The sequence below is a fragment of the Paenibacillus sp. LHD-38 genome, from assembly GCF_031157315.1.
In the GTDB taxonomy this organism is placed as follows: Bacteria; Bacillota; Bacilli; order Paenibacillales; family Paenibacillaceae; genus Pristimantibacillus.
In genome coordinates this window covers 1-1,518 of record NZ_JAVIFU010000122.1, presented here as the reverse complement: position 1 = coordinate 1,518, position 1,518 = coordinate 1, and the positions used below count along the sequence as shown (strand labels likewise).

Sequence of the window (1,518 nt, the reverse complement as noted above, 5' to 3'; positions counted from 1 at the left end):
ACTCAAACTTCGCAGCTAGGAATCGACAGGTAAGCCTTGAGGTAGCTAGGTAAGCCGGCGATCCATTGTTGGAGTTGACTTTTAATCAATTTTGAAAGTTTTTTGTTTGCGGTTGTTGCTACCTCATTGATCAAATCGAGCAGTTGCTGTAAAGCAACCACCCAATCCATGGTACCGACCTCATCGCAAAGCAAATAAAACAAACCGCCAAGCGTTCGTGGATCGGTACTTTGACGATGCTGCCAGGCAAGCAGAATATAACGAGAAAATACAATAGTTGTATGGCTAATGAGCAAATCGTAGGATAGACCTTGAAACTCTTTTTGCAGGCGCAGTAAGGATTTAGCGCACTTAAAGAAGACTTCTATGTTCCAGCGTATGGAATAGATACGGATGACATCTTCGACAGTCAATGTTAGGTCAGTTGAAAGAATCGCCAACCATTCTTTCTTCTTTGAGCGATGTCGAACAAATACCACGAGGACAGGAATGCCAGGAACCAATTCTGTTCGGAGGGAACGAAGAATGTTGGTTTTTTTCCCTTCTACTCGTGGAGCCGCCACATACAATTCCGTTAAGCTCAGTCTGTTTCCGTTAACAAGATACCGCTTGTTGTCGTTTTTAACCATACCGATGACATGAAGTCCACGGTCCACAATATCTTTAATAAGCGGTGCATGTGTGAACCAGCTGTCCATGAGGGTATATGATGCAGAGGCTCCAGCGTCTAAGGCACGATCAATCATAGACACAATCACCTTCGGAGCAGGAAGCAGCGCTTCCTCACGACGTTTAAAGCCGATTGTACGTTTATCGATCCCGTCTGCAGCACCATTGATTTGCGATTTCGTTGAGCTAAGTAAAGCAAAATCCATGGGGATGAACGAATGGCTGTCTGACCACCCCATCGTGAGCATGCGGAAGCCTTTGTAATAAGCTCCGGTAGCGTGATCCTTAAATCTCGCGAGCAATTCCACTGCTTTACTGCGGTTACGATCAAACATCGAATCATCAAAGATGAATGCCGTTTCACGTTTGTCAGAAGTCAGTGTTTCAACTTTTTGAATAGTCGCAGTACTCAGAGATGAGAGAAATTGCCGCCAAGCAAATTTCGTATGATTCAAAAACCGATAAACGGCATCCTTGCCTGGAAACGAATCGGCTCTTTCACTTTCGAGCAGGCGAAACCAATTCTTCTGATGAAATAAAAGTACGAAAACAAGCTGAAAAAGATATGCTGCAGAATAACCAAATTTCTTGTTGATTTTCGCGTCTTTTAAATGCTTGAGCACTTTAAGTTCTTTGAATGCTGGTAGTATTTCTTTTGGCAGTTGATTGCATGGCTCTTTTTGTTCTATCATATAGAGGACACCTCTTCTGTGTGGTAGTGTATTGCTCGACACAATCACTATACCAAACTGAAGTGGTGTTTTCTATTTTGCAAGAGATGAATAATTATCTTCGAGCAGCGTGATATATCAAGGGTTTAAGCTTATTTTCGCTCTGCGAAGTTTGAGT

1 protein-coding gene is annotated in these 1,518 nt (G+C 42.9%); it reads right to left on the bottom strand.

The genetic code is table 11. The annotated features are described in order from the left end of the window. Positions 1 to 2: 2 nt before the first annotated feature. The gene (locus RCO25_RS34485) at positions 3 to 1,361 is read right to left on the bottom strand and encodes an IS4 family transposase (RefSeq protein ID WP_309000551.1); all 1,359 of its coding nucleotides are present in this window, start codon (positions 1,359 to 1,361) and stop codon (positions 3 to 5) included. Positions 1,362 to 1,518: the final 157 nt, after the last annotated feature.